Consider the following 23,255-nt stretch of genomic DNA (forward strand, 5'->3'; position numbering starts at 1 on the left):
CGGGAGGGCGGGGCATGACGGACGTACGGGACAGGGGCGAAGGCCCGACGAGCTGGCGGCCGGCCACCTTGCGGACCTCGGACTGGCTGTTCCCGGTGCCGGCACCGGCACCGGCACCGGCGTCGGGACGCGTTCCGGGCCGGACGAACGCGGGCGGGCCGCCGGACCCGGCTCCCGTCCCGTACCCCGACGGCAGCCTCACCGCCCGGATCGACAGCGCCCTCTGGCACGGCACCGGCTTCGCCCTGCTCCGCGGCCTGGACCTCGACGGCCTGACCGACCGCCAGGCCGTCGAACGCTGCGCCGAGCTCGTCGGCGCGCTCTGCGCCCCCGCCGGCCTGCGCCTCCAGCGCTCCGCGCACGAACTCCTCACGGCGGCCACGGCCCCGGCACTCCCGCATGCCCCCGCGGCGCCGCTCGCCCCCAGCGGCGACGAGAACCTCCTCCTCCCGCACATGGACCGCGGCGAGGGCCCCGAACCGCCCAGACTCCTGGCGCTCCTCTGCGTCCGCCCCGCCACCGAGGGCGGCGCGTCCCTCCTCGCCAGCGGAGCCGCCCTCCACGAAGAGCTCGCGGGCACGGACCCGGATGCCCTCCAGGAGCTCCACCAGGACTTCCGCTTCGGCCGCGGCGCCGGCTTCGACCGCGTCCGGCCGGTCTTCCGCCACCACGCCGGCATCCTGCGCGTCCACTACAACCGCTACTGGATCGCCCGTGGCCAGGAGGAGACCGGCACCCCCTTCCCACCCGCGCGCCACGCCGCCCTGGCGAGGATGGAGAAGCTCCTCCAGGACCCGGCGATGGTACTGACCGTGCCCCTGCGGCGCGGCGACCTGCTCCTCGTGAACAACTCCGCCGTCCTCCACGGCAGGATGCCCTTCACCGATCACGGCGCCCCGGCAGCCGGCCGCTGCTACGCACGCGTCTGGGCGGACTGACGGGTGGCACCGCGCGGAGGCCGCCTCAGCCCGCCGCGTCCTCCAGGGGGACGGCGAGGTGCTCGGCGAGGGCGGTCAGTGCCGTACCGAGGGGGAGCGCCACGCGGCCCCGGGCGTGCCGGTCGCCGCGGGTGGGGTCGCGGTTGATGATCAGTACGGCCTTCCCGGCGTCGGCGGCCTGCCGCACGAACCGCAGCCCGGACATCACCGTCAGCGACGAGCCGAGCACCAGCAGCGAGGCGGCCTCGCGGACGAGGGCCCGGCACTGCTCGACCCGCTGCGGCGGCACGTTCTCCCCGAAGAACACCACGTCCGGCTTGAGCACCCCGCCGCAGACCGCGCAGGGCACGACCCGGAAGTCGGCGACCTGCTCGTCGGTGAGGTCGGCGTCCCCGTCCGGGTTCAGCCCGGCCGGCACCGGAGCGAAGCCCGGATTGGCCTCCTCCAGCCGGGCGGCGAGCTCCCGGCGCGGGCTGAACGCCCCGCAGGACAGGCACACCACGCGCCGCAGGCTGCCGTGCAGCTCCACGACCTCGGTGCTGCCGGCGGCCTGGTGCAGCTGGTCCACGTTCTGGGTGATCAGACCCGACACCAGGCCCTGCCGCTGGAACGCGGCGACGGCCCGGTGCCCCGCGTTCGGCAGGGCGCGCCCGAAGGTCCGCCACCCCAGATGGCTGCGCGCCCAGTACCGCCGCCGGGCCCGGGCGCTGCCGGTGAAGTCCTGGTACGTCATCGGGGTGTGCCGGCTCAGGCTGCCGCCCTCGCCCCGGTAGTCGGGGATGCCGGACTCCGTGGAGATCCCGGCCCCGCTCAGCACCAGCACCTTGCCCGCCCGCAGCACCTCGGCCACCGGCGCCAGGTCCGTGGTCGCGGGCGGGAGGTCCTCGGTGGGCGTCCAGCTCAGAGTCGGGCGCGTACGCATGCGCCCAGGGTACGAGACCGCCCGCCGGAACCGCCCGGGCCGCCGCCTCGGGCCGCCGCCTCGGCCCGGGGCGGCGGCCGGCCGTCGGGCGCCGGCCGGGCGGCGGGACCGTACCGCACTCAGGTCATGATCAGCAGGCGCGTGTTCGGGACCAGCTTGCGGTTCACGCTCGTGCTCTGCACGAAGATCGTGTAGTCGTCGTTGTGGTCGGGCTTGATCCGGACCTCGACGTCGGGCAGCCCGAGCAGGGCACGCGCCTCGGGTCCGGAATAGATCCGGTCGGTGCTCTTCTCCAGGACCGCGATGTGCTTGCGGGCCTGGATCTTCTCCGGCTTGCTCAGCTGGTAGTACGCACCGCCGGTGCGGTAGGTGTGACCGCTCTCGATCACCCACTCCTTGATCGCCGCGGCCCGGCCCACCGGCAGCAGCGCGTAGCCCGACGGGTCCACCGGGGTGAGGCCGGCGGCCTTGATGGTGTCCTTGTTCACCGTGTCCGCGCCGGTCGAGAACACCGCCCGGGTGCCGCGGATGCCCTTGGTGCGGCCCACCATGAACTTCTCGGTGGCCTCCTGGATGACCTGCCCGGCCTCTTCCAGGCCCTGTGTGCTGGTGGCGTCCCAGATGGCGATGTTGTCCTTGGGGAAGCCGCACTGGGTGGCCTCCCGCTTGCCCATCTGGTCCGGCACGAGGACGGCCAGCGTCCAGTTGTCCTCCTGCGTCTCGATCATCTCGGCCACCGCCGCCATCAGCGCGCGCGGGTCCTTCGACGGGGCGTCCGGGCTGCGGTGACTCGCGTTCTCCTGCCCGTCCGTGAGGATGAAGGTCAGGAAGCTGTGGTCACCGTAGAGCTGCGCCGTCTGCGCCAGCTCCCGCTGCGACTTCAGCGCGGCCGCGAGCAGCGCGGTCATCCCGCCCGCCCGGTACAACTGCTTCAGGGACGGCATCCGCAGGACGTCCTTGTCGTAGATGACGCACTCCACCTTGTCGGCGAAGACGTACACCGTGACCCGCGTCTCCTGGTCCAGCTCCCGCGACCGTCGCGCCAGGTAGGCGATCTGCTGGTCGGCGACCTCCACCACCTTGCCGCTCAGGCGCGACATGGACGAGCTGGCGTCCAGGACGAGAGCGACGTGGTTGATGTAATTCTGGTTCTTGGACACGGCAACTTCCCCCTCGTTCCGGCTTGATGGTCCTACCGTCTCACCCACCACTGACAATTCGATCAGGTGTTCTGGCGCCCCGAATCCGGCGGATACCCACGCCTCCGGCCGGCGAGCGGCGGCCCAGGTATGCGCATCGGCCACCGCCAACAGGCCCTGGCGGGCAAGCTGTCGTCATGGACAGGCAAACGGATGCGGGCCGTCGCGAGGCTCATCTCTTGAGTCCGGCCGAGCCGGTGAGGCAGCACGCGGATGCCGCTGAGCCCTTGGAGAGCTTGAAGCGACTGTTGCGGCGCCTGCGCGTGGAGCAGGGGCTCACCATGGGAGGGCTGGCGCGGCGTGCCGGGCTCGGGCGGACCACGACGAGTCAGGCGCTCAACGGGGGCACCGTGCCGAGCGAAGCCACCCTCGTCTCCTTGGCGCGGGCCCTCAGGACGCCGGCGGACCCGCTCCTCGGGCTCAGGGCGCTCGCCTGCACGGCTGCTGACGCAGAGGCGTCCGGCGTTTCCGGAGGCCCGCAGTCCAGGTTCACGTACGCATACCTGGATCAGCGCCCCACGAACCTGCTGCGCGTGCTCCACGGGAAGGTACGGGAGTTCCCGTTGGTCGGGCTGAGGATCAGGACCGTGTTGGTTCACCGCGCCGTGCGGGCGGACGATCCCGGGCTCCCCGCCCTGATGGTGCAGTGCGCGGAGGAATGCCACGCGTTCAAGGATCGGATCAAGAGCCCTCGTGAGGCGGTGGAAGCGATGTTCGTCCTCGTCTACCTCGCCGTCGTGTTCGACGACCGTTCTCCATCCGACCCGGCGATGGAGGACGTGTACGCCGAGGTCTACACCGCTGCGATGGTGTTCCTGGCCGAGTTCGACATCGACTCGTTGAACTTCCTCCACTTGCAGGGGTTCCTCGATGGCCAGACGAGCGGCGGCGTCATCGCACCCTGGCCGTTGCTCGACGCGTTCTACGGCCAGGTGGCGCCCTGCTTCCCGGAGGGCTTCTGACCTTCCTGGTGATGCAACTGTGGTCGGCGGCGTTCGTCTTCGCCCGCCCGAACCTCGCTGAACACCGTCGACGGGACGCTCGACGCATCAGTTCAGCCCCACACCTCCGGGAGTCGTCGTGTCCGATCTCGTCATCGTCCTTCTCTGCGCTGCCGTAGCCCTCGTCGTGGCCCTCCTGGCCGCCGCCGCGGCGGGCAAGCTCGCCCGCCTGGACGGGGCCACCTATCCGGCCGCGCTTCTGCGCGCGGCGACCGCGTTCGGCTCGGTCGTGACGCTCACCGCCGCCGTGACCGCGTCCCTCGCCGCACTGCCCCGCTGAGCCGCGCGGGCCCGTCGGCTACCCGGGCGGGGACGCCGACGGGCCGGTGCGGACGACGGCTTGGTCGCCGCGGGGGCCGAACAGGTGGAGGATCTCCACGGCGGCATCGTCCGCCGGGCCGAACCAGTGCGGCTCCGTGGTGTCGAACTCGGCCACCTCCCCCGGCAGCAGCGTGAACTCCCGCGCCCCGAGGACGAGACGCAGCCGGCCGGCGAGCACGTAGAGCCACTCGTAACCCTCGTGGGTGACCAGCTCCGGCGGCCGGGGCGCGAGGACCTGCTTGAAGACCTGCACCCGGCCCGGGTACTGCGTCAGCGGTACGAGGACGCTGCCGCCCGGTCGGCGCAGCGGCCTCAGGTGGACCCGGGGGTCGCCGCTGGCCGGTGCCGCCACCAGTTGGTCGAGCGCCACGCGGTGCGCCCGGGCCAGCGGGATCAGCAGGTCGAGGGTCGGGCGGCGAATGCCCGACTCCACGCGGGACAGCGTGCTGACCGAGATTCCCGTCGTCCCCGCGAGCGCTTCGAGGGTGAGCCCCCGTTCCCTGCGCAGGCGGCGCAGCCGCGGGCCGATGCCCTCGAGGATGCGCTCCAGCTCGACGCCGTCGTCCTCGGCGGTTCCTGTGTCCATGGGCCCAGTTTTGCAGGGTTCGCAAAAAGCGTGGGCCACGGCCACCGCTCGGCCCGAATCTGTCCGCGCACCCCGTTCCCGGACCGCACCTCGGAGGCACGCCATGACCACGACCGCGACCACACCACCACCCGTCGCCCCCGTACTGAGCGCGCGCAGACGCTGGACCGTACTGGCCGTCTGCTGCCTGAGCATGTTCCTGGTGGGCCTGGACACCACCGTCGTCAACGTGGGCCTGCCCGCCATCGGCCGCGGCCTGGGAGCCGACACCCGCGGACTCGAATGGATCGTCGACGCCTACACCCTGGTCCTGGCGAGCCTCCTGATCTCCTTCGGCGCCCTGGCGGACCGCTTCGGACGCCGCCGGATCTTCCAGTGCGGCCTCGTCCTCTTCGGGGCGGCCTCCCTGCTCTGCGCCCTCGCCCCCACGGCCGGTGCTCTCGTCGCGGCGCGCGCCCTGCAGGGCGTCGGCGCCTCCATGCTCAGCCCCGTGGGCCTCGCGATCGTGGTCAACGCGATGCCGGACCCGAAGGAGCGGGCGCAGGCGATCGGCGTCTGGGCGTCGGTGTTCGGACTCAGCATGGCCGCGGGGCCCGTCACCGGCGGAGCGCTCCTCGCCGGGCTCGACTGGCGGGCGCTGTTCTGGGTCAACGCACCCGTCGTCGCGGCCGCGCTGCTGCTCAGCGCGCTCTTCGTACCGGAGTCGGGGGAGCGGCGGACCCGCCGGCTCGACCTGCCCGGGCAGCTGCTGCTCACCGTGGTCCTCGCCGCCGTGGTCGGGCTCCTCATCGAAGGACCGCGCATCGGCTGGACCTCGCCCGCGGCACTCGCGGGATACGCGGGAGCCGCCGCGGCGACCGCCGCGTTCGTCCGGGTCGAGTCCCGCCGGCCCGAACCCCTGGTCGACCCGCGGCTCTTCCGGCGCCCGGTCTTCAGCGGCGCCGTCGTCGGAGCCGTGGCGGTCTTCGTCGCCCTGAACACGACCCTGCTGCTCAACACCCTCTATCTGCAGCACACCCGGGGGTGGACGCCGCTCGCCGCGGGCGTGGCGAGCCTTCCGCTCGCCCTCGGCGCGCTCGTCTGCGCCCCGTGGTCCGGCCGGATGGTCGGCCGCGCGGGGCCCCGGCTGCCCCTGCTCCTCGCCGGCGGGTTCCTCACGGCCGGCGGACTCTGCCTGGTCCGGCTGAGCCCGCACACCAGCGTGCTCCTGCTGCTGACCGCGTACGCCCTCATCGGCATCGGGTTCGGCTTCGCCAACGCCCCGATCACCAACACCGCGGTGAGTGCGCTGCCGCCGGACCGCGCGGGCGTGGCCGGGGCGATCACGTCCACCGCACGCCAACTCGGCGCCGCCCTCGGCATCGCCCTCGCCGGCGGCCTGGTCGCGACCGCCGACGCCACGGAGCTCGCGCGGGCCTCCCGGCCCGGCTGGATCCTCGTCGCCGCCTGCGGCGCCCTGCTCCTCCTCGTCGCCCGGGCCGCCCGCCCGCAGCGGACCGCCCCGGGCCCGGACCGGGCGTGACGGGGGCGCACCGTGGCCGGAAGGCGGCAGGCCGGACGAGCGCAGGCGAAACGGCTGGTATGACTGGGGCATGCAGGAAGAGATCGCACGCTCCGCCATCGACACGTTCATCTCCGCGTTCAACGCCTCGGACGACAGCCGCGTGACGGACCTGCTCTCCCAGGCACTGACTTCGGACGTGGTCTTCTGGGGTCCCTTGGGGCGCAGCGAAGGCATCGCGGCGGTCGAGGGGTTCGTGCGGGACATCCGCCGCCACCCGGCCGGCACCGGCACGATGGTGCGCTGCTCGGCGGTGGACATGCCCGGTGAGTGGGCCCGGTACCAGTGGGTCTTCACCACGCCGGACGGAGGCCCCCGTCTGGCGGGAACGGACGTCGTCCATCTGCGGCGCAGCCTCATCGACCAGGTCATCGTCTTCGCGGGGGAGATCGAACCGTCCCCCTCCTGAACCGTCCCCCTCCTGAAGCGTCCGCCTCCTGAACCGTCCGCCTCCTGAACCGTCCCCCTCCTGAACCGTCCGCCTCATGAGCCGGCCTTCTGTCGCCGTGCTTGCCCCGGACGTGCCTCCCTCGGCGTTCGGGGGAAGGGCGTCATACCGGCGGCACCGCCCCGGCCCGCGGCCCGCCGTAGCGCGCCCGGTAGAACGCCACCTGCTCGGCGCTCGTCGACGAGTGCACGGCGTACACGTACCCGGCGCACTCCCCGCTCCCGCGCCGCCCCTGCCCGCTCCGGGTGGTCCGGCGGGTCAGCACCGACACCCGGGAGTCGGGCTGCCAGTGCAGGGCGTACTCCGGGCCGTTGGGGTCCGGCACCTCCTCAAGACGCACACCGCGCCGGTCCAGCAGCCGTTCCAGCTTGGCGTGGCGGAGCCGGCGGGCGAAGCGGCCGTACCGCGCGCGGATCACGGGGTTGACGGCGGCGCCGCCGAGGGACGACAGTCGGTGCACCTGCAGGGTGAAGTGGTGCCCCACCCAAGGGTGGTCGGGCGACTCCCGCTGCCAGAAGAACTCGGCAAGGCCGTAATCGCGCCACATGCCGCGGCCGTCGGGGGAGTTCTCGGCGAAGTCGCTCCCGAGGACGGCCGAGACCTGCTCGGGGCCGTCGGTCGGCCGGGCGCCGAGCACCGTTCCCGACGTGATCACGTCCAGGTAGAAGGCGAGGGAGTACGGAGTCAACGGTGCTTTCCTCGAAGGGGTTTCCCCGCCGGACCGGGGCGGCCGGCGCCGGCCGCCCCAGCATAGGTCAGGACGCGTCGCCCAGGCCGAGGTCGGGGGCGCTCATGTCCCCCGTGGCGGGCGTGCCCTCGGCGCGGCCGTAGCGCAGGTGCACCGTGCCCTTGGGGCTGGCCACCGGGGGCTCCAGGAGGGTGAGGTTGGTGGGGACGGCGCCGTCCTCGAAGACCTGCTTGCCGACACCGAGCACGATGGGGTGCAGCCAGAGGTCCAGGCGGTCGAAGAGCTTCTCGCGCAGCAGGGTCTGCACCAGGTTCAGGCTGCCGACGACCGTCACCTGCTCGTGCCGTTCGCGGATCGCGCGCACCGCGCCGGGCAGGTCCGGGCCCAGCTGCTCGGAGCCGGCCCAGGACAGATCCGGCTTGCCCCGGGAGGCCACGTACTTCGGGATGCGGTTGAAGAGCGTGCCGAACCAGTCGTCCTGCTGCGGCCAGTACGAGGCGAAGATGTCGTACGTGCGCCGGCCGAGCAGGAGCGCGTCCGTGCCCTCGTACGCCGCCTGGATCCGGTCGCCGGTCGCCTCGTCGATCAGGGGCGCCTGCCAGCCGCCGAAGGGGAATCCCTCAGGGTCCTCGTCGGGGCCGCCGGGCGCCTGCCCGACGAGGTCGAGGGTCGAGAACATGGCGATGTGGATGAGGCCCATGGCGTGCTCCTGATGCGTCGAACGGTCTCGGGTCGAACGGTCTCGGGTCGAACGGCGGGTCGAAAATTCGGCGGGCGGGACCGTCTCGGGTCGGACCCCTCGGATCGGACGGTCTCGGGTCGAACGGTCTCGGGTCGAACGGTCTCCTCAAGAGGTAGACCCCCGGACGGGCCCGGAATCATCGGCGCGAACGTCCGTTCACCCGGTCGGGCGCCGCGGCCACCGCACGCGACCCGCCCGGCGGGGGACTCGTGCGGCGGCCGCGGCGCGCGGCCTCAGGACCAGGACGCGGCCACCAGGGAGCGCTCCGCCGCCGCCAGGTGGACGGCCGAGGCCAGCCAGGCCCGGGCGTAGGCGTCGGCCGAGGGGTCGGTCAGGCGGCCGAAGGCGTCCCGGGGCCGGCGGCCGGCCTCCGCGGTGAGAGCGCGCGCGAGATCGGCCGCCCCGCCGAGTCCGGCCCGGGCCAGCCGGGCGGCGAGCGCCGCCGCGTCCGTCCCGCGCCCCGCCTCCGCCACGGCCCGCCGGCCGCCCGCGACGCCGGTCTCCAGGAGGCGCCGCACCCGCCACAGGGGCGCGTCCGCCAGCGGGTCCGGACCGGCGGGCACCGGCCCGGGGGCCGCCGGGCGCGCCGTCCCGTGGGGGAAGTGCTCGCCCTGGAGCCGGTCGTAGCCCAGGTCGGCGCGGCCCTGCCACGCCTCCGGCAGCCGCAGGGTGGCCGCGGCGCCCGGCACCGGACCGACCGCCAGCGGCCGGAGCGTCGCCGCCCGGTCCAGGTCCGGACGTCCGAGCACGCGCAGCGCGACCCCCGGGTGCTCGGCGATCCGCCGCAGGTTGCCGGCGTGCGGCAACTCCGGGTGGGGGTGGGCGGGGCGCAGCCGCAGCAGCGGTCCGTCCCCGGCGACGCGGACCACCACACTGTCGCCGGCCGCGCCGACCACCTCCACGTCGCAGCCCAGCAGCCGGGCGCCCGGACCGGCGGGGTCGCCCCCCTCGGCCGCCGCGTGGTCGAGCACGGCGGCCATCGCCTCCCGCACCGGCCGGGCGAAGAGCGCGGCCGCGGGCTCCTCGGACCAGTCCACCCCGCGCAGCGGCGTCGCGCTGACCTTCTTGCCCGCGCCGAGCCGCCCGTCGGCGGAGACGGTCGCGCCGACGATCAGCAGACCGCCGCGGGCCAGCCCGGCGTGGTCCAGCACGCCGCCGCCGAGCGCCACCGACGCGGACCCGGCGCCCTTCACCCGGGCGAGCCCGCCGGGCCGCACGTCCGACACCGTGTAGCCGGCGCCGTCGGCACCGAGCAGGTGCGTGGTCACCCCGCCGTACCCGGTCGCGGACAGCACCGGCTCCCGGCACAGGCCGAACACCCGCAGGCTGCCGCCCTGCTCGTAGACCCGGCGCGCGGACCCCGCCGCGCCCCCGTCCGCCGAACCGGCGGCGAGCAGGGCCGCACCCGCGAGCAGGTCGCGGAAGGCCCCGGCCAGATCGCCCAGGCCCTGCCCCGAACTGCGCTCCCGCGCGGCGCGCAGTCCCCGTACCACCCGCAGCGCCGCGGCCTCGGCCCGCGGCAGCCCGGCCAGCCGCGCGGTGTGGGCGGCGCGCAGCAGCTCGGCCTGCACCACCGCTCCGCCCGCCGTGACACCGGCCGACAGCGCCTCGGCGGCGGCCTCCCACAGGGCCCCCGCGGCGCGCACCTGCGCCTCGGTGACGGCGGGCGCGGGAGCAGGCGCAGAGGCGGGGACGGGGGCAGAAGGCGCGGGGGCGGACGTCGCGGGCGCCGCGGCGGTGCCGGTCGCGGACACGGAGGCCGCGTCCGTGTCCGCGACCGCGCCCTCGCCCGAGTCGCCGTTGTCGTCGGCCGTCGGGCCGGCGCCCCCGTCGTCGTCCGCGCTCTCCTCGCCGTCCGCCAGCGGCGCCGCGCCCAGCGTCGCGGCCCGGTGCAGACAGCGCGGGGCCAGCAGGCAGGAGCACACGGCCTGTTCGGCGGCCGTGACCGTGCCGGACGGGCCGGGGCGCAGCGTGACCGCGGCGTCCTCGCCGAACCGGACCTCGACCGAGCCGTCCGCCGCGACGACGGCCCGCTCGGCACAGTCCGCGATCGCCGCGTCGAGCTTCTTGCGCAGCCGCGCGCTGAGCTGTTCCACGGCGTCGGCGAGGACATCGGGTGCGACGGGCGGCAGCAGTACGGTGCTCAACGGGCTTCTCCACGGAGGCGGTCGCCCACCCAACGGGCGAGTTCGAGCGGACTGAGGGCGGCCACCGGCATGCCGGCCGCGACGAGTTGACGCGCCACCGACACCGAGTAGCGCGGCGCGCCGGTGTCGTCGAGCGCCGCGCAGCCCAGCAGATGGGCACCGGAGGAGGCGAGGGCGCGCACCTCGCCGAGCAGCCCGCCGAGCGGGGCGCCCTCCTCGAAGTCGCTGACCACGACGACGAGCGTCCGGCTCGGTACGGTGATCAGCGACCGCGCGTGCGCGAGACCGGCCGCGATGTGCGTACCGCCGCCGACCCGGACCTCCAGGAGCAGCGACAGCGGATCGTCGACCCGGTCGGTCAGGTCGATCACCTGGGTGGAGAAGGCCAGGAAGTGCGTGGACAGGGTCGGCACCCCGCCCAGGACCGCCGCCGTCAGCGCCGACCAGATCACCGAGGCCTCCATCGAGCCGGAGACGTCGACGACCAGGACCAGGCGCCAGTCGGCCTCCTTGCTCGCCCGCGTGCTGAACACCGGGCGCTCCGGCACGACCACGAGCCGGCCGTCGTCCGTCCGCCGGGTGTGGGCGAGATTGGCCCGCAGCGTACGGGGGAGGTCGAGCCGCCCGCCGGGGCGGCGGGTGGGGCGGGGCGTGGCCACGCCGGTGAGCGCCGGGCGCAGCCGGGTGGCCAGCTCCCGGGACAGCTCGTCGACGAGCCGCTTCACCAGCGGACGCAGCCGGGCGAGCTGCGCCTCCGGCATGCCGCCGGCCAGGGACAGCACCGAACCGAGCAGCTCCACGGACGGGCGCACCGCCGCCGGGTCGAGCTGGGCGAGGACGTCGGTGCGGCCCGCGTCGGCCGCCTCCGCGAGGACCTCCTCGCGCACGTCGGCGCCGAAGAGGGCCTCCAGCTCCTGCGCCCACTCCCGGGCCGTCGGGAAGGACTGCTCCTGGCCGCCGCCCTGACCCGAGACGCCGCCGTCCAGATCCTGGGAGCCCTCGCCGCGCCCACGGCCGTACAGCTCGTCCAGGGCCTGGGCGTAACGCCGGGCGTCCCCGGCGAGCCGTTCCTTGTGGCGGCCGAGCAGCAGCCGCCACCGGTCGGCGGGACCGAGCCTGCGCGCCGGTTCCGACGCGAGGGAGGACCCGGGGCCTTCGGCCGGCTCCGCAGCCGCGACCGGAGCCGTCTCCGTCCTCCTGTCCGCCTCCGTCCTCGTGCCCGCATCCGTCTTCGCGTCCGTGCCCGTGTCCATGCTTGGGGCCGTGCCCGTGCCCGTGCCCGCGTCCGTGTCCATGTCCGAGCGCGTGCTCGCGCCGGTGTCCGGGCCGGCACCCGGCAGTCCGAGGGCCTTCAGGGCTGCCGAGCCGGCCGCGTCGGCCGCCGCCCAGAGGGCGAGCAGTTCGGCCGGGGCGTCCAGCGACAGGTCGAGCCGGTCGCCGAGCCACTCCGTGACGCGGGTCAGCAGCCGGTCGCGGGCGGCCGGGGCCAGCGCGTCGAAGCCGCCGCGCAGGGCCGGCAGCCGGTCGAGGAACTCCTGGTCGGCGAGCGAGTCGACCCGGTCCATGAGCGGCGCGAGCGCGTCGGGCGAGGTCTGGAGCAGCGGCCCGGCGGCCGTGAGCAGGCCGCCGAGGCGCTTCGTCAGCGCCCGGCGCGTGTCGGGTGCCGTGGCGCCGTCGATCCAGCCGGCCGTCCGCTCGCCCAGCCGGGCCGCGTCGTCCAGATCGAGCAGCACCCGTACGGCGAGGGCGGCGCCCTGGATCATCGGGGAGCCGTCCGCGGCCAGTTCGGCGAGCGCCCGGTCCAGCCGGATGCCGAGGTGACGGGCGGCGGCGCGGTCCGCGAGGGCCACCAGCGCGGCGGCGTCGGCGGGGCTGTCGCTCCCGGCGAGTCCCGGGAGCGCGCGGACGGCGGTCTCCAGGAGTTCCTCACCGAGGGCTTCGGCCATGGCGCGGGCGTCCCGCGTCGTACCGGGGAAGTGGCCGCGCCGCAGCCCCTCCAACAGGTCGACGGCCTGGAGGAGTTCGGGCAGCCCTGCGCTGTCGGGCAGCACGGCGGCGGCCTCGTGGAGGCGCGCGTCGACCAGCTCGGGCAGGTCGCAGCGCGCGGCGGCGGCAAGCCCGGCGAGGATCTGCTCGGGCGTGGGCCCGCCCGCGGCGGCCTCGCGGCGCGCCGTCGCGGCCAGTGTGCCGGCGGCGGCCTGGGCCGCCGTCACCCCGCGCACGCCCGCCAGGTCGAGCCGCGCGGGCACCGACGGCGTCCAGGTCACACGCCACTTGGTGCCGAGCGCGGTGCCGTCGCCGGTGCCGGCCACGTCCAGGGGTTCGCCGTACGAGGCGCCGATCACCCGCAGCCGCTGGAGCAGCACCTCGCGGCGCCCGTCCAGCGGCGACCGCAGCGGGTCGAGCCGCAGGTCTCGCCGGTCCGGGTCGTCGGGCCGGGGCAGCCGCAGCTCCGCGAGCTCGGCCTCCACCGAGGGGCCGAGACCGGACCGGGGCGCGTGCGGGCTGATCCGGCCGCGCGCGGCGCCGACGAACACGGCCTCCAGCGCCCGGGCCAGGGCCCGGCCCCGGCCCAGCGGTTCGCCCTGGCCGAGGACGGTGGTGACGGCCTCCAGGAGTTCGCCGCGCCCGGGCGCGGGCAGCCCGCGCAGGACGGCCAGGTCGCAGGCCAGACGGAGGGTCTCGGCGGCCTCGCCGGTTCCCGCGGTGTGCCCCGCGCGCCGCAGCTCCCGGCACAGGGCCGTGACCGCGTCGGAGGCCGCCACCCGCAGCCGCTCCGGATCGCCGGCCGCCGTGAGCACGGCCTGCTGCCACAACGGGTCGCGGATTCCCGCCGGGTAGCCCGAGCGGGAGTCCAGGAGGTCGAAGGAGTACGGGACGAGCGAGGTCACCACCGCGCCCTCGGCGCCCGCGGCGGCCCCCGTACGGGAGGACTGCGCGGGGGATTCCGCCCCGGGCGCACCCGCCTGGGCCGGGACGGCGGCGGCCTTCTCCGCCCCGCCCGGCGTCTCGGCCTCGTCGCCGCCGGCCGCAGCGGGGGCGAGGAGCGCGGGCGCGTGGAAGGCGCCGATCACGGCCGCCACCCGGCGCCCGCCCGCCGACGCGGTGGCGATGACCCGCCGCATCCGCTCCTCCCGCGCCAGGTCGGTCGCGGGCACGGTGCCGTCGGCGCGCAGCGCCCAGCCCACGCCCAGCGCGGCCCGGCGCACCGCCTCCGGGGAGCATCCCGGAGCCAGCACCTCCACCGCACGGTCCCACAGGTCGTCGCCGTCCCGGCCGGTCCCGGCGGCGGCGAGCGCCTCGGCGTACCGACGGCGCCCCCGCTCCCGTACCCTCCCGTCGTCGGGAGCCGCGTGGGGCGCCTCGTCGACGGCGGCGGGACCCTCGGGCAGCTCGTCCCGCGCCGACCAGCCCGGATCGTCCAGCGGAAGGTCGCAGCACACGACCTCCACCCCGTGGCTGCGGGCCCAGCGGACCGCGGCCAGCTCCGGCGAGAAGTCGGCGAACGGGTAGAACGACAGCCGCCCGGCCTCGCCCGCGCCGGCGAGCGCCACCGGCGCGACCGTCTCGGGGTCCGCCAGGTGCTCCAGCCAGGGCTGGAAGTCGGCGGGCAGCTCGACGCACACCACCTCGGCCCGCGCCTCCTCCAGCAGGTCGGGCACCACGGCGGCGAGGGCCGGACTGTGGTGGCGCACCCCCAGCAGGTACGGCGCGCGCGAGGCGGCCAGCGCGTCCACGGCCGCCCGGGGATCCAGCGTCGTCACCGCAGGCTCCCGCGCAGGTCCCAGAGCCGGCGCCACATCGCCGAGCCGTTCTCGGCGCGGCGGCGCACCGGGCCGTCCCAGTAGCCGAGGAGCCGCGCGTGGTCGGCCGGGTCGTCCTTGCGGACCACACCGAGCAGATGGCCCGGCAGCAGGTCCAGCACGTCCCCGCCCGGCAGATAGGCGGCGGCCACTCCCAGCGAGGCCGCCACCTGCACGGCCTCGGCCGTCGACATGACCGTGCCCGGCCGCTCCACGTCCCAGCCCTCGGTGGAACGCCCGGAGCGCAGGTCACGGAAGACGGTGACCAGCGCGTCCAGCACCGCGTCGTCGACGGCGAAGGCCGCGCCCGCCCGCTGCACCGCGGCGACGGCCTGACGGCGGATCAGGACCGCCTCGGCGTCGGCGTCGGCGATCGGGTCCACCGTCTCGAAGTTGAAGCGGCGCTTGAGCGCGGCCGACATCTCGGAGACGCCCCGGTCGCGCAGGTTGGCGGTGGCGATGACGGTGAAGCCGGGCGCGGCGCGTACCACCGCGTCCTCGGTGGCCGTCAGCTCGGGCACGCTGATCCGCCGGTCCGACAGGATGGAGACGAGGGCGTCCTGGACCTCGGGCAGACAGCGGGTGATCTCCTCGACCCGCACCACCCGGCCGGCCCGCATCGCGGCGAGCACCGGCGAGTCCACCAGGGCCTGCGGGGTGGGGCCCTGGGCCAGCAGCAGGGCGTAGTTCCAGCCGTAGCGGAACGCGTCCTCGGTGGTGCCCGCCGTGCCCTGCACGGTCAGTGCGCTGCTGCCGCTGACGGCGGCCGCGAGCAGCTCCGACAGCATCGACTTGGCCGTGCCGGGCTCACCGGTGAGCAGCAGTCCGCGCTCGCCGGCGAGGGTGACCACACAGCGCTCCACCAGGGCCCGCTCGCCCACGAACTTCGGGGCGATCACCAGCTTCGACGGCAGTCCGGCCCGCCGCTCGGGCAGGGCGAGTTCCTCGCCGTCGCTGCCGCAGACGAAGGTGACGACGGCGCGCGGGGTCAGTGCCCAGCCGGGCGGGCGGGGGCCCGGGTCCTGGGCGGCGAGGAAGGCGAGCTCGGCCGCGTGGCGCTCCTCGGCCGGCTGGCCCTGCCGGACGGGCGGGGTCTGTTCGGTGACGGTCATGCGGGTTTCCTTCGTCAAGGTGCGTCGGGGTTCGACGGATGTGCGGACGGGACGGGGCACCGGCGCGGCGCACCCCGGGCGGGTGCGCCGCGCCGTGCTGACGACGGGCGGCCGGTCAGCGGCGGCCGGGAACGCCGGGCGCCGGCGCCGGGGTGGCGGCGCCTCCGCGAGGACGCGGTGCCTCCATGGCGGCGCGGCGCCCCGGCCTCGGGGTGCCTCAGCGGCGGCGCCGGGTCCGGCGCACCTTCAGCTCCTCGAAGCGCGGCAGGTCACCGTCGAGGATCCGCTGCCAGGCACGGGCGAACAGCTCCGCCGCCGGTTCCGTCGGCAGCAGGGCGCCCAGCACCGGGCCGGTGCCGGAGACCACCCCGTACAGCGGCAGCTTCCACTGCTCCACCGGCAGGACCGGCGAGGACTGCTCCGCCCACGCGCCGGGCAGGAACAGCGAGCGTCCCGCCCGGGTCCGTGCCCCCGAGACCACCAGGTCGGTCTCCGCCAGCTCGGCCCGCGCCGCCTTGAGCCGCGCCGGCTTCCACCCCGTCCACCGCGCGGTGTTGCGGTCCGTCGGGTCCGGCAGGGCGAGCAGCATCAGATACAGCGTCGCCGCGTCCGCGCCCAGACCGCGGGCCTGCGCGACCTCGGCCACCAGACCGGGCACCGAACGCGAGGGGTCCTGCGGCCACCACTGCCCCTCGTCGTCCGCCGCACCGGCCAGCGGCGCGCCCGGGTCGGCGAGCAGCCGGGCGAACGCCGGGTCGTGCACCCGCCGCAGGGCCGTCTCGACGGCGGTCGGCTGCTGGTCGTCGCCGCGCAGCGCCACCAGATACGGATCGGAACCGGTGGAGTCCAGCAGCGCGGGCCGCAGGGCCGGCAGAGGCCGGCCGTCCCGCGCGGTGGCCATGAGCACCGCGCCGTACCGCTCGTGGTCCGGCGCCGTCTCCGTCGGGGCACCCGCCACCCTCCGGAACTCCGCGAGGCTCGTGTAGGGCCCCACGGCGATCAGCAGCTCCGGGGCCGCGAGCCGCTGCCGCACGGCGGTCAGCGCACCCGGCAGCGCCGCCCGCACCGGATCGCCCGCGGGCAGCCGGTGGGCCAGCCAGGCCAGCAGGCTCACCGCGCCGACCAGCACCGACGAGGTGAACGGGGCGTCGGCCGGGGCCGCCGTCACCGGACGGTCGCCCTCGATACGCCAGGCCACGTCGGTGCCGAGCTCCGGCGACGACGCCGGGTCGAGCAGCGCCGGCAGCGCCCGGTGGACGCGCCAGCCGCTGCGCACGGCACGCGCGGCCTCCGTCGCCAGCCAGTCCGGCACCTGCCGGCGGCGCCCCACCTTCTCGTTCCACACGGCGGCCGCCGCCGCCACGTCCGGGCCCTCGGTCCACAGGCGCGCCGGGTCGTCCGGCAGCAGCGCGGCGAGCACCGCCCGGCGCACCTCGACCGGCAGCGTGCGCAGCTCCTCACGGGCCTGCCCCGCCTCGGCCACCTTCAGCCCGAGGGTCTTGCGCAGCTCGGTCGGCAGGAAGTTGGTCTCCCAGCTGTCCACCTCGGGCAGGCCCACGAGCAGGATCCGGGCCAATGCCCCCGAGACCCCGGTGAGCCGGCCGAACTCCTCGGCGGCCTCCGGCACGAAGGGCGCCTCCCCGCGTGCCCGCGCCTCTTCGAGGAAGCGCGCGAGCCAGTCGGCGCCGCGCGTCCGGTCGCCCACCGGGCTCTCGGCACGCACCGTGTACGGCGCGGGCACCTCGAACCGGCCGCTCGGGTCGTGGATCAGCGCGCCGAACTCCCAACCGTCCGGCACGTGCTGGTTGTACTCGCCGATGGCGAGCGCCGCGCCGTCGCCCAGGGGCAGCACACTGCGGTGCGAGCCATGGCGCGTCCGCCCGTCCGGCGCCGTCAGATGCGGGGTCGCCACGTGGAGCAGCAGCCGGCGCCAGTGCGCGCCCGAGGCCGCCGTCGAGGCCAGCCCCAGCGCCTCCACCCGGTCCAGGACCGAGAACAGGGCCTCCCGGCCCTCCGGGGCACTGCCCGGCGCGACGGCCCGGTAGGCGATCGCGGCCGGCTCGTCCAGCAGCGAGACGAATGCCAGACCCGTGTGGGGCAGCGCCGGCATGTCGAAGTGCAGCCGACCCGGCACGGCCTCGGCCGACGCGTCGGCGCGCACGGACGCCAGCGTCTCCAGGAACCGCGTGGTCACGTCGCCGTCCGCGCCGTAGCGGTAGTGCCCGGTGTGGACGATGCCGTGCAGCGCCTTGGCCAGCACGTGGTCGCTGGGGCCCTGGGCCCTGGCCTCCACGGCCTCGGCCGCCGGATCGAGCCGCTCGGCCACGGAGTCCAGCGCCTTCTGCTGCCGCACCGCGAAACGCAGCGTCTGCACCACGCCGGCGATCAGCTCGGGCGCCGAGATCTGCGGCAGTGCGGCGCTCACCAGCTCGGGGAAGCCCTCCCCGCGCTCCGCGAGCAGCGCCGACTTGAGCAGCACGCCGGCCGACTCCGCGTCCACGGCCCGCAGCGCCGCCGAGCCCTCCGGATCACGCGGCCGCATCATGTGCAGATACGCCACCGGCGGCAGCGCGAGCGCGGCGGTCCCGTACAGCTCCTGCCGGTGGTCGCTGTGGGCCGTGGCCGTGACCACGCCCTCCGGGTCGACGAGCGACAGCTGACGCCACTGCTCGGTCAGCGCCCGCGGCCGCTCGTCACCGGGGAAGGCCAGCGCCGCGACCGGACGGTCCGCGCCGCGCGGCAGGGTGACGACCCGTCCGCGGGTGTCCTCGCCGTGGAAGCCGCCCTCCGGCAGCCGCACGACCCGCCAGCCGAGGAGCCCGTCCGCGGACGTCCCCTGGACCGAACCCGCCACCTCCGGAGCGGGCCGCAGCCAGCACGAGGCGGCCGACAACTCGGCCCCCGCCGGGTGCCGCGGCAGCGCGTCGGCGAGGAAGCCGGGCAGCGAACGCCGCCCGTACGCCCCGCTCACCGGGTCGTACTCGACCCAGCCGCCCCGGTCGTCACCGTCCGGCTGCTGCCACACCCAGTACGACGGGCCGTCGGACAGCAGCGCCCGCCACCGGGGCAGCTTCGTGTCACCGACGTGCACGACGCCGCCGCCGGTCGTGCGGCCGCCACCGGGCAGCTGCAGGCTCGTGTGCGCCGAACGCACCGCCCAGAATTCGGCGTCCACCGTGAACACGGTGTCGGGCGCGGTGTGCCAGTAGCCCTGCGGTTCGCCCGCCCCGTAGGTGCTCCAGCACACCAGCAGGGCACCGTCCACGTACTGGAAGCCGGTCCGCCACACCGACTTCGTCGGCACGCGCAGGTCGTGCACGAGGACCGTGGAGTCGGCGTCGATGACCCGCACCTGCGTCGCGTTCGCCACGATCAGATACGGCCAGGCCTCGACGACCGTCAGGCCCTCGCTGCTCTTCCGGCCGGGCGCCAGCTCGGTGAGCGCCTCCTCCCAGGCCGGCCAGCGCAGTTCCTCCCACAGGCCGCCGCGCAGCGTGCGCGCCAGGCTCTCGCCGAGATCGGCGGCGGCCGCCGCCGCGACCTCCTCGGGCGCGAGCGCGAGGGCCTCGGACGGCAGCCACGACAGGCGCTCGATCGCCTTCGGCAGACCGGGCAGCCCCGCCGCCACCGACGAGACGGCCACCTTCCGCATCCACTCGGCGAGCATCGGCCGGCCACCGGGCGAGGCGGCCAGCCGCCGCATCACGTCCGCGCCGGAGCCCGCGTTGTTGTAGCTGTACGCGCCCCGCTCGAAGGCGGGCCGGAACCGCGGGTCGGCCGCCAGCGCGACCAGGTCCCGCGGCTCCTCGCCGCGCGCCCAGTCCGACAGGTTGAGGCCGCTGCTGCGCCCGTGGAGCTTCTTCTCCTCCGGGTCGGCGACCGGCACGTCCAGGGACAGCAGCAGGTCCAGGAGGTTCACGTCCTCGAGACCGATCCGCAGGAACCGCTCGCCCTCGGGACGCGCCGCCACATCGGCCCGCAGCCGGCCGGCGGCCCGCTCCACCAGCGCCAGCAGCGCGGGCGGCGTCGGGCGCGGCCCCCAGCCGCGGTGCCGGGCGACGTGGAAGCGCTCCAGCCAGCCCGCCGCGCCGTCGGAGCACTGCTCCTCCGCGGGCAGACCGGCGTCCGCGAGACCGGCGTCGGCCCCCGAGTCCGCCAGGATCTCCAGCCACAGCTCGGTCATCGTCCCGTCGTCACCGGACGGCGTCATCGACAGCAACTGCCCCCGCACGGACGGGACTCGCCGGGCCAGCGCCACCAGCGCCGCGCGGTGCGACTTCCACCAGCCGGGCGCCGCCCGCAGCGTGGCCGGCAGCGGCAGCAGCTCGGCGAGATAGTCCTGCTCCGCCTCGCCGCCCGACAGGGCCGCCGCACGCGCCAGCCGCTTCAGCTCCGTCGCGGCCTGCGCGGACGGCGCGAGCCCGCCCGCCGTCCGGCGCACGCACAGGCGCAGGAACCGCGCGTACGCCTCGGCCGGCTCCAGCCGCGCCGACAGCTCCTTGCCGTAACCGGTCAGGACCTTCACCGGCAGCGCGCCGGCCAGGGCGAACTCCAGGAACACGGAGTCCAGCCGGTCCTCGTCGACCGCGAGACCGTGCTGCGCCTCGCTCGTCCGGGCCCGGCCGAACAACTGGCCCGCGTACGTGGCGTTCTCCACGCCCAGGAAGATGCGCGCCGCCTGCTCGTAGAAGACGGGCAGGAAGTGCGGCACGGACGCGGCGAGCCGCCCCGCCAGCTCGTGGCAGGCGTCCAGGGCCGCCTTGGGCTTGGTCTTGGCCTGCCGGGCCAGCCGGTCCAGCTCCGGCACGACCGCCAGCGCGTGGTGCCCGTCCTCCGGGTGGTGCACCAGCACCCACTCGGGGAAGCCCAGCTCCTGCCGCCGGCCCAGACCGACCACGGCCGGCTCGCCCTCCGGCTCCAGCCCGAGGAACCCGGCCGCCAGGTCCTCGGCGGCCCCCAGCTCGGCGGCGGCGAGCCGCACCACGACCCGGTCCTCACCGAGCACCGAGTGCCGGTACGTCCGCGCGGTCAGCTCGACCGCCGAAGGGCCCGCGTCCCGCGCGTCGGCCGGCAGCACCGCCCCGGCCGCGAGCAGCTCCTTGTTGTCGTTCCCACCCGTGCCGGTCACGCGTCCCCACCCTTTTCGATCGTGCGGCCGGCGTACAGCGCAGCGGCCATGCGCATCCCCTCGGACCAGGCCACCGGTCCGACCTCCGTCAGCCGCACCGCGCGGCCCTCCTCGTCGTGCCAGCTCAGCCCGCCGGTCTCCGACTCCCCGTCCCAGTACGGTTCGCCGATCCACACCGACGCCTCCGTGCTGCGGCCCCCGTCGCGCACCTTGCACGTCGCGTAACCGCCCGACACCCGGTAGCCGAGGCTCGTCGCCCGCGCCGCGAGACCGAACCGCGAGGCGAACTTCCCGCCCGCGTAGTCCCGTACCTCCGTCGCCGTCTCCGGGCGCCCCGCCTCGGGACCTTCCGGCTTCGCCCAGGTCGCGCGGTGGATCTGCTCCACCTTCTGGGTGATCCCGAGATCGGCGGCGAAGTCCCGCACGTCGTCCAGGTCCGGCAGCAGCACCGGGTGAGGCAGCGTCACCGTCCGCGGAGACAGCCGCACGGTCTCGCCGTCGAGGTCGACCACCTTCAGCTCGCCGTCGGCGGTCACGTCCCGCAGGAAGCCCACCTCGTCCGGATCGTCGCCCACGACCGCCATGTCACGCAGCGCCGCCTGCCACGCCTCGTCCGGCCACACCCGCGCGATCAGCTCGGTCGGCACCGGCAGCGACGACACCATCCACGCGTCCACCTGGGCCACGCAGGAGGCCTCGTGCCGCTCCAGCCACTCGGCCAGCCGGCGCAGCCGGTCGACCTCGGGACTGTCGCGCAAGGCCTTCGGCAGCGACTTCAACTGCCGCCCCCCGGCGCGCCGCGCGACCACGCGCCCGTCCTCGAGGGTGATCTCGTACCCCTCACCCGCTGCCAGCCACGCCATCAGCCGTGCCCCTCCGCCTGTCCGTCAGATGCCCGCGCAGCCCGAACCAAGGGCCATCAGGCCCCTGAGCTGCGACATGTGAGGAGACTAACCAGCCCCACTGACAACGCCCCCCGCGCCCCGCTCCCGGCCCTGTGCCGCGCTCCGGCCCGCCGACGGGCGGTCAGCGGCGCGGCCCGCGAGGGGAAGCGGCGAGGACGCGCTGTGACGAGGGAGTGGGGGAGCGGCCCGTAGGCACATGGTCCGGGGGCCTCGCGGGCCTGTCCGGTGCCGTGTTGTCCGGCGCTGTGGTGCGGTCCCGGGCGCCGGGAGTTCCGGCGCCCGCCGGAGAGACGGCCGGGCGGAACCTACCGGCCGCGCCGGACCCGGGCGGCCTTGCGGGCCTCGGCCGTGCGGCGGGCCTCGGCGGACTTGCGGGACTCGTTCTTGGCGCGGCCCGGCCTGCCCGGGACCGTGCCGATGCCGCGGAAGGCCGCGCCGCCGCGCGCGTCGCGACCGGCGGGGGACTTGCCGCCGTCGGGCGTGACAGCGGGGGCCTTGGCTCCGGTGATGCGGCGCAGTTCGGGGTCGCCGGGGGCGACCTTGGCGGTGCGCGCGCGGACTCCGGCCTCCGCGAGGAGGCGGGAGAGGTCGCGGCGCTGGTCGGGCAGGGCGAGGGTGACGACGCTGCCGGAGGCACCGGCCCGTGCCGTGCGGCCGCCGCGGTGGAGGTAGTCCTTGGCGTCGGCGGGCGGGTCGACGTTCACGACCAGGTCCAGGTCGTCGACGTGGATGCCGCGGGCGGCGACCCTGGTCGCCACCAGGACGCCCAGCGCCCCGGTGCGGAAGCGCTCCAGGGTGTCGGTGCGCTGCGGCTGGGACTTTCCGCCGTGCAGCGCGGCGGCCCGCACCCCGGCGGAGACCAGGTGCCGGGTGAAGCGGTCCACGGCCGCCTTCGTGTCCAGGAACATGATCACGCGCCCCTCGCGCGCGGCGATCTCCGTGGCCACGGCGAACTTCTCCGCACCGTGCACGTGCAGCACGTGGTGCTCGGCCCCCGAGGCCGGCTCCCCGGGCGGCTCGGCCGCGTGGACCACCGGATCGTGGAGGTAGCGGCGGACCAGCAGCTCGACGTCCCGGTCGAGGGTCGCGGAGAACAGCATCCGCTGCCCGTCCGGCCGCACCAGGTCGAGCAGCTCGGTCACCTGCGGCAGGAACCCCATGTCGGCCATCTGGTCGGCCTCGTCGAGGACCGTGACCGCCACCTGGTCGAGACGGCAGTCGCGGCGCTCGACCAGGTCCCGCAGCCGGCCCGGGGTCGCCACCAGCACCTCGGCCCCGGCCCGCAGCTCACCGGCCTGCCGGCCCGCCTGCAGACCGCCCACGACGGTCGCGAGCCGCAGCCCCAGCGCCTTGGCGTACGGCGTGAGCGCCTCGCTCACCTGCTGCGCCAGCTCCCGCGTCGGTACGAGCACCAGCGCGAGCGGCTTCTTGGCGTCGGCGCGCCGCCCCGCCGTGCGGGCCAGGAGCGCGAGCCCGAAGGCCAGGGTCTTGCCCGAGCCGGTGCGCCCCCGGCCGAGGACGTCGCGGCCCGCGAGCGCGCTGGGCAGGGTCGCGGACTGGATCGGGAACGGAGCGGTGACCCCCTGGGCCGCCAGGGTCGACAGGACCGCCTCCGGCAGCTCCATCGCGTCGAAGCGGTCCACCGCCGGGAGCGCCGGGGTGCCGGCGTGGCCGGTGAGGTCGGCGAGGCCGGTGAGGTCTCCCGTACGGGCCGAGCGGGTCATGGAAGCCGTGCCTTCGTCGATGAGGGGGTA

Annotated in this window: 16 protein-coding genes; 5 read left to right on the forward strand and 11 right to left on the reverse strand. The window is 75.8% G+C overall.

The annotated features are described in order from the left end of the window. Positions 1-14 precede the first annotated feature (14 nt). Positions 15-938, forward strand: coding sequence for a TauD/TfdA family dioxygenase (locus tag ACIGW2_RS27660; RefSeq protein WP_399846699.1), 924 nt, complete (start codon positions 15-17; stop codon positions 936-938). 25 nt (positions 939-963) lie between these two features. On the opposite strand, the gene ACIGW2_RS27665 is transcribed toward ACIGW2_RS27660, so the two are convergent. Next, positions 964-1,860 (reverse strand): NAD-dependent protein deacetylase, encoded by an 897-nt coding sequence (locus ACIGW2_RS27665; protein ID WP_399846701.1) that lies wholly within the window; start codon positions 1,858-1,860, stop codon positions 964-966. A 119-nt stretch (positions 1,861-1,979) separates the two neighbouring features. Beyond that, on the reverse strand, positions 1,980-3,020 hold the full coding sequence (locus tag ACIGW2_RS27670) for a vWA domain-containing protein (RefSeq protein WP_391655506.1): 1,041 nt from the start codon (positions 3,018-3,020) through the stop codon (positions 1,980-1,982). Between the two features lie 176 nt (positions 3,021-3,196). On the opposite strand from ACIGW2_RS27670, the gene ACIGW2_RS27675 reads away from it, so the two are divergent. Continuing rightward, a complete protein-coding gene (locus ACIGW2_RS27675) occupies positions 3,197-4,021 on the forward strand; it encodes a helix-turn-helix domain-containing protein (RefSeq protein ID WP_399846703.1) in 825 nt (274 codons plus the stop codon). Between the two features lie 118 nt (positions 4,022-4,139). After that, positions 4,140-4,340 (forward strand): hypothetical protein, encoded by a 201-nt coding sequence (locus ACIGW2_RS27680; protein WP_399846704.1) that lies wholly within the window; start codon positions 4,140-4,142, stop codon positions 4,338-4,340. Between the two features lie 18 nt (positions 4,341-4,358). Here ACIGW2_RS27680 and ACIGW2_RS27685 read toward each other — a convergent pair whose 3' ends face one another. Further along, positions 4,359-4,967: a helix-turn-helix domain-containing protein gene (locus ACIGW2_RS27685; protein WP_391655509.1), complete on the reverse strand. Its 609-nt coding sequence runs from the start codon at positions 4,965-4,967 to the stop codon at positions 4,359-4,361. 103 nt (positions 4,968-5,070) lie between these two features. Here ACIGW2_RS27685 and ACIGW2_RS27690 point away from each other — a divergent pair, with 103 nt between their 5' ends. Beyond that, positions 5,071-6,489: an MFS transporter gene (locus ACIGW2_RS27690; RefSeq protein ID WP_399846706.1), complete on the forward strand. Its 1,419-nt coding sequence runs from the start codon at positions 5,071-5,073 to the stop codon at positions 6,487-6,489. A gap of 70 nt (positions 6,490-6,559) precedes the next feature. Next, entirely contained in the window at positions 6,560-6,937 is a 378-nt protein-coding gene (locus ACIGW2_RS27695; RefSeq protein WP_356068657.1) for a nuclear transport factor 2 family protein, read from the forward strand. 142 nt (positions 6,938-7,079) lie between these two features. Here the strand turns inward: ACIGW2_RS27695 and ACIGW2_RS27700 are convergent, their stop codons facing one another. The 8 genes from ACIGW2_RS27700 to ACIGW2_RS27735 all read right to left on the reverse strand — a co-directional run bounded on the left by ACIGW2_RS27700 (position 7,080) and on the right by ACIGW2_RS27735 (position 23,225). Next, positions 7,080-7,664, reverse strand: a complete 585-nt coding sequence (locus ACIGW2_RS27700; protein WP_399846708.1) for a hypothetical protein — start codon at positions 7,662-7,664, stop codon at positions 7,080-7,082. Between the two features lie 67 nt (positions 7,665-7,731). Further along, positions 7,732-8,364: a dihydrofolate reductase family protein gene (locus ACIGW2_RS27705; RefSeq protein ID WP_361581618.1), complete on the reverse strand. Its 633-nt coding sequence runs from the start codon at positions 8,362-8,364 to the stop codon at positions 7,732-7,734. 275 nt (positions 8,365-8,639) lie between these two features. Further along, positions 8,640-10,553: a hypothetical protein gene (locus ACIGW2_RS27710; protein WP_399846709.1), complete on the reverse strand. Its 1,914-nt coding sequence runs from the start codon at positions 10,551-10,553 to the stop codon at positions 8,640-8,642. Beyond that, positions 10,550-14,317: a DUF5682 family protein gene (locus ACIGW2_RS27715; RefSeq protein WP_399846710.1), complete on the reverse strand. Its 3,768-nt coding sequence runs from the start codon at positions 14,315-14,317 to the stop codon at positions 10,550-10,552. The genes ACIGW2_RS27710 and ACIGW2_RS27715 overlap by 4 nt, the downstream gene beginning before the upstream one ends. After that, positions 14,314-15,468: an AAA family ATPase gene (locus tag ACIGW2_RS27720; protein WP_356068647.1), complete on the reverse strand. Its 1,155-nt coding sequence runs from the start codon at positions 15,466-15,468 to the stop codon at positions 14,314-14,316. The genes ACIGW2_RS27715 and ACIGW2_RS27720 overlap by 4 nt, the downstream gene beginning before the upstream one ends. A gap of 217 nt (positions 15,469-15,685) precedes the next feature. Beyond that, the gene (locus ACIGW2_RS27725) at positions 15,686-20,596 is read right to left on the reverse strand and encodes a DNA-binding protein (protein WP_399846711.1); all 4,911 of its coding nucleotides are present in this window, start codon (positions 20,594-20,596) and stop codon (positions 15,686-15,688) included. Then, positions 20,593-21,459 (reverse strand): DUF4132 domain-containing protein, encoded by an 867-nt coding sequence (locus ACIGW2_RS27730; RefSeq protein WP_399846713.1) that lies wholly within the window; start codon positions 21,457-21,459, stop codon positions 20,593-20,595. Before ACIGW2_RS27730 ends, ACIGW2_RS27725 begins: the two co-directional genes overlap by 4 nt. Before the next feature lie 347 nt (positions 21,460-21,806). Further along, positions 21,807-23,225: a DEAD/DEAH box helicase gene (locus ACIGW2_RS27735; protein WP_391655516.1), complete on the reverse strand. Its 1,419-nt coding sequence runs from the start codon at positions 23,223-23,225 to the stop codon at positions 21,807-21,809. Positions 23,226-23,255 lie beyond the last annotated feature (30 nt).

The organism is Streptomyces sp. NPDC053541 (assembly GCF_044544705.1).
In the GTDB taxonomy this organism is placed as follows: Bacteria; Actinomycetota; Actinomycetes; order Streptomycetales; family Streptomycetaceae; genus Streptomyces.